Source organism: Lentibacter sp. (assembly GCF_029254145.1).
Lineage (GTDB): Bacteria > Pseudomonadota > Alphaproteobacteria > Rhodobacterales > Rhodobacteraceae > Lentibacter.
Genome location: NZ_JAQWYD010000041.1, coordinates 1 through 4,560, shown reverse-complemented (window position 1 = coordinate 4,560; position 4,560 = coordinate 1). Strand labels below are relative to the sequence as shown.

Here is a 4,560-nt window from a genome sequence, read left to right as displayed (position 1 = left end):
TGAAGCGCTTTGGTCCTGGCTCGTCGGATGAGGACTTCGAGACGTATTTGTTCATGCGCGAGAACCCCAAGGGGGTGCATCTCGAGCGCTGGCGTCATGCGAACGGCTGCGGCAAGTGGTTTCACGCGGCGCGCTGCACAATGACGCTCGAAGTGTTTGGGACGTATAGTGCTCAATCGCTTGAACCGCCCAAAGAGATTAAAGACATCCTGTCGGCCAAGCGCCCGGGATGGAGCTGGAGGAACTTCAAATGAGCACACGTCTCACGCACGGCGGACGCCGTATTGACCGCTCAAAGCCTGTTACTTTTTCCTTCAATGGTAAGAGCCTGAAGGGCTTTCAGGGCGACACGCTGGCCTCGGCACTTCTGGCCAATGACCGGATGATGATGGGCCGTTCGTTCAAGTATCACCGCCCTCGTGGCGTTGTGGCGAGCGGCGCGGAAGAGCCGAACGCTTTGATGAACATGGGTGAGGGCGGCAAGTTTGAGCCAAACCAACGCGCCACGACCACGCAAGTTTTTGACGGGCTGGCCGCCAAATCACAGAACCACTGGCCAAACCTTGAGTTTGACATTGGGGTGATCAACAACTCGTTTGCGCGCTTCTTGCCTGCCGGATTTTATTACAAGACGTTCCTCTTTCCGCGGTTCGCTTGGAAGCACATTTATGAGCCGTTTATCCGCCATTCAGCGGGCCTTGGCCAAGCGCCCAAGGCACGCGATGCGGACACCTACGAGCACTTCTATTTCTTTGCGGATGTCGCAGTTATCGGCGGCGGGCTTGCAGGCTTGCAAGCGGCCAAAACAGCGGCTCTCTCAGGCGCGAAAGTGCTCCTTATGGAGCAAGATCCGTTCTGGGGCGGGCGCGCGGCTGTCGATGGCGGCGCGCTCGATGGCGCACCTGCGGCTGAGTATGTCTCACGCCTTGTGGCCGAGCTTGAAGCGATGGAAAACGTCACGCTGCGTTCGCGGATGATGGGTGCAGGGGTTTACGACCACGGCTACCTTCTCGGCTATGAGCGCCTGCGCGACCATGCGCCAGAGCTGGCAGGGCCACGCCATCGCCTTTGGAAAATCCGTGCGAGCCAGATCATCACGGCGTCTGGTGCGATCGAGCGGCCCCTCAGCTTTGCGGGCAACGACATCCCCGGTGTGATGCTGGCGGGGGCTTTGCGCGACTATATCGCCGATTATGGCGTGAGCGCGGGCGACCGTGTGGTTGTTGTGACTAATAATGACGATGCTTACAAAACAGCGCTGGCTGTCAAGGCGGCTGGGCTTGATGTGCCTGTGATCCTTGACGCCCGCGCAGGCGGCGGCGGAGCGGCGGCAGACGCGGCTCGCGCAGCCGGCATCCGTGTGGAGAATGGCAAGGCGATTGCCAAAGTCACTGGCGGCAAGCGCGTCAAATCTGTCAAGATTTGTGCGCAGGCTGGCGAAGGCGGTGTGCTTGAGGAGATCGCTTGCGATGCGGTGGCTATGTCAGGCGGCTGGTCGCCTGTTGTACACCTCTGGAGCCATTGCGGCGGCAAGCTTGTTTGGGATGAGGAGCACGCGATGTTCCGCCCTGACGAGACACGGCCGCCCTTGGGCGCGACAGGCGAGGGATTTGTTATCCCAGCAGGTGCGGCCAATGGTGTGATGGATATGGGCGTGGGTCTGGCCGATGCGGACCATGCGGGGCGCAAGGCTGTTGAGGCGCTTGGGCTGACAGCCAAAGCTGTCAAGCTGCCAGAGTTCGAGCAGGCGGCAGAAGCGCCGCTTGAACCTGTCTGGATGATGCCGCAGGGTGCGGGGCCGAAGCTTCGTATGAAGGCGTGGCTGGATTATCAGAACGATGTCAAAGTCTCCGATGTTCAGCTTGCGGCGCAAGAAGGCTACGAAAGTGTCGAACACACCAAGCGCTATACCACGCTCGGTATGGCGACTGACCAAGGCAAGCTGAGCAATATCAATGGCTTGGCTGTTTTGTCGGAAACGCTTGGACAGGCGATCCCCGAGACGGGCACAACCACGTTCCGCCCGCCTTATACGCCGATCTCGATTGGCTCTATTGCGGGGGAAGCGCGCGGAGAGGTCTTCCAGCCTTTGCGTCGCACGCCGATGCATGACTGGCATGAGGCCAATGGCGCCTATTTTGAGCCAGTGGGTCAATGGCGGCGCGCTTATACGTATCAGCGCGCTGGCGAGAGCGTGCATGAGGCGGTGAACCGTGAGATTCTAGCAACCCGCGAGAGCCTTGGTTTGCTGGATGCCTCCACACTCGGCAAGCTGATCGTTAAGGGGCCAGATGCGGGCAAGTTCCTTGATATGCTTTACACCAATATGATGAGCACGCTGAAGCCTGGCAAATGCCGCTATGGGCTAATGTGCTCTGAAAACGGCTTCTTGTCTGACGATGGTGTGGTTGTGCGGCTCGATGAGGAAACCTTCCTCTGCCACACCACCACGGGGGGCGCTGAGCGCATCCATGGCCATATGGAAGAGTGGCTTCAGACCGAATGGTGGGACTGGAAGGTCTATGTGACCAATGCGACCGAGCAATGGGCGCAGATCGGTGTTGTCGGGCCGAACTCACGCAAAGTGCTTGAGAAGCTCGGAGGCGTTGATGTCTCTAAAGAGGCGCTTGGCTTTATGGAGTATACTTCAGGCAAGCTGGGTGGCTTTGATGCGCGGATTTTCCGTATCTCGTTTGCGGGGGAGCTGTCTTACGAGATTGCTGTGCCTGCCTCTCAGGGGCGCGCGCTTTGGGATGCGCTGTTTGAGGCCGGAGCCGAGTTTAACGCGACCGCTTATGGCACTGAAGCGATGCACGTGATGCGGGCCGAGAAGGGCTTTATCATGATTGGCGATGAGACCGACGGAACGATCATTCCGCAGGACTTGGGCCTGTCTTGGGCTATTTCCAAGAAGAAGGAAGACTTCCTTGGCAAGCGCGCACAGGAGCGTGCCTTTATGGCTGACCCTGAGCGCTGGCAACTTGTCGGGCTTGAAACGGTTGATGGCTCGGTTATTCCTGACGGGGCCTATGCTGTCGCTGAGGGGAAAAACGCCAACAGCCAGCGCAATGTGCAGGGGCGTGTGACCTCGACATATTTCTCGCCGACTTTGGGCAAGGGCATCGCTATGGGCCTGATCCACAAGGGCCCCGAGCGCATGGGCGAGACTGTGGACTTCCCCGGAACAGACGGGAAAACCTATACCGCCAAGATTGTGAGCGCGGTTTTCTATGACCCTGAAGGGGAGAAGCAAAATGTCTGATGTGAGAAGCGCCCTTGCTGGCGCGTCCTTTGAGGGGATTGCCTCGGTAAAAGAAGCGGGCTTGCGCGGGATGCTCAGCTTTCGGGGTGATCTGTCCGCCAGCAAGGTGAAGGCTGCGTTGAAGGCCGTCAGTGGCGTTGATATGCCTGGCCAGCGCGGCTGTGTTGTCAACGGCGAGAGCGGTCTGGCGTGGATGAGCCCTGACGAAGTGCTTGTGATGGTCCCTCATGACGAGGCGGACGGCGCTGTCGAAAAGCTTAACAAAGCGCTGAAAGGCCAGCACTTTATGGCCGAGAATGTCTCCGATGCACGGGCTGTCTTTACGGTTTCGGGCAAGCATGCGCGTGAAGTGATCGCCAAGCTGGCCCCTGTGGACATGAGCGGCTTTCAGGCGGGCGAAATCCGCCGTACGCGGATTGCTCAAGTGGCGGCCGCTTTTTGGATGCATGAGGCTGACGCGCTGACTGTGGTCTGCTTTCGCTCGGGCGCGGAGTATATGTTTGGCACGCTCAAAATAGCCGCGCAGACGGGCAGTGAAGTCGGCGTTTACTAAAGCGTCACAGCGCTCAAAATTTACACAGGGCCCTCGCGGGATGCGGGGGCCTTTTGCATATCCTGCGCAAGAGAGGCTTTTCTTAACTGAAATCCCGTATTACCTATGCGGCTATGAAACATGAAACGCCCAAGCGCCGCCCCGTTGTGGGGATCATCGGCAACCAGCATCTGATCAACGAAACCTACCTCACCCATGGGGGCGGGGTCATAAACACCGAGGCCGTGGCGCAGGTGGCGGGTTGTTTGCCTATGCTGATCGCCGCGGACCCGCGGTTTGTCTCTGTTGAAGAGTTGATGGAGGTCTGCGACGGATTTCTTCTCACGGGCGGGCGGCCCAATGTGCACCCCGAGGAATACGGTGAGGCCGAGACCGAGGCGCATGGCGAGTTTGACCGCGCGCGTGATGCGATTGTTCTGCCTCTCGTACGCGCCTGTGTGGAACGTGGCCAGCCGTTTTTTGGCATTTGCCGTGGCTTTCAGGAAGTGGCCGTGGCCTTTGGCTCAACGCTTCACCCCGAAATTCGCGATCTCCCGGGCCGCGACAATCACCGGATGCCGCCAGATGGCACGCTTGAGGAAAAATTCGAGCTGCGCCACGAGGTCCGCTTTGAGACAGGTGGGCGCTTTCACAAGCTTGTCGGCGCGGAGGCCGTAATGACCAACACGCTTCATGGCCAAGGTATTTGCAAGGCAGGTCCGCGGGTTGTGATTGAAGGCTATGCCCATGACGGTACGCCAGAGGC

General features: G+C 59.1%; 4 protein-coding genes. All 4 read left to right on the top strand.

Annotation, left to right across the window (positions count from 1 at the left end):
• Window positions 1-254 (top strand): sarcosine oxidase subunit delta (locus tag P8O11_RS04875; protein WP_300292235.1); only part of this gene is annotated, 254 nt, incomplete at its 5' end.
• Window positions 251-3,262, top strand: coding sequence for a sarcosine oxidase subunit alpha family protein (locus P8O11_RS04870; protein ID WP_300292233.1), 3,012 nt, complete (start codon window positions 251-253; stop codon window positions 3,260-3,262). The genes P8O11_RS04875 and P8O11_RS04870, both read left to right, overlap by 4 nt.
• Entirely contained in the window at window positions 3,255-3,815 is a 561-nt protein-coding gene (locus tag P8O11_RS04865; RefSeq protein ID WP_300292231.1) for a sarcosine oxidase subunit gamma, read from the top strand. Before P8O11_RS04870 ends, P8O11_RS04865 begins: the two co-directional genes overlap by 8 nt.
• Window positions 3,816-3,928: 113 nt before the next feature.
• A partial coding sequence (locus P8O11_RS04860) for a gamma-glutamyl-gamma-aminobutyrate hydrolase family protein (protein ID WP_300292228.1) occupies window positions 3,929-4,560 on the top strand: 632 nt, incomplete at its 3' end.

What these genes read in the sequence shown, in the direction of transcription:
- P8O11_RS04870 (WP_300292233.1), top strand. Translation starts at nt 251, where the DNA reads ATGAGCACACGTCTCACGCACGGCGGACGCCGTATTGACCGCTCAAAG.
- P8O11_RS04865 (WP_300292231.1), top strand. Translation starts at nt 3,255, where the DNA reads ATGTCTGATGTGAGAAGCGCCCTTGCTGGCGCGTCCTTTGAGGGGATT.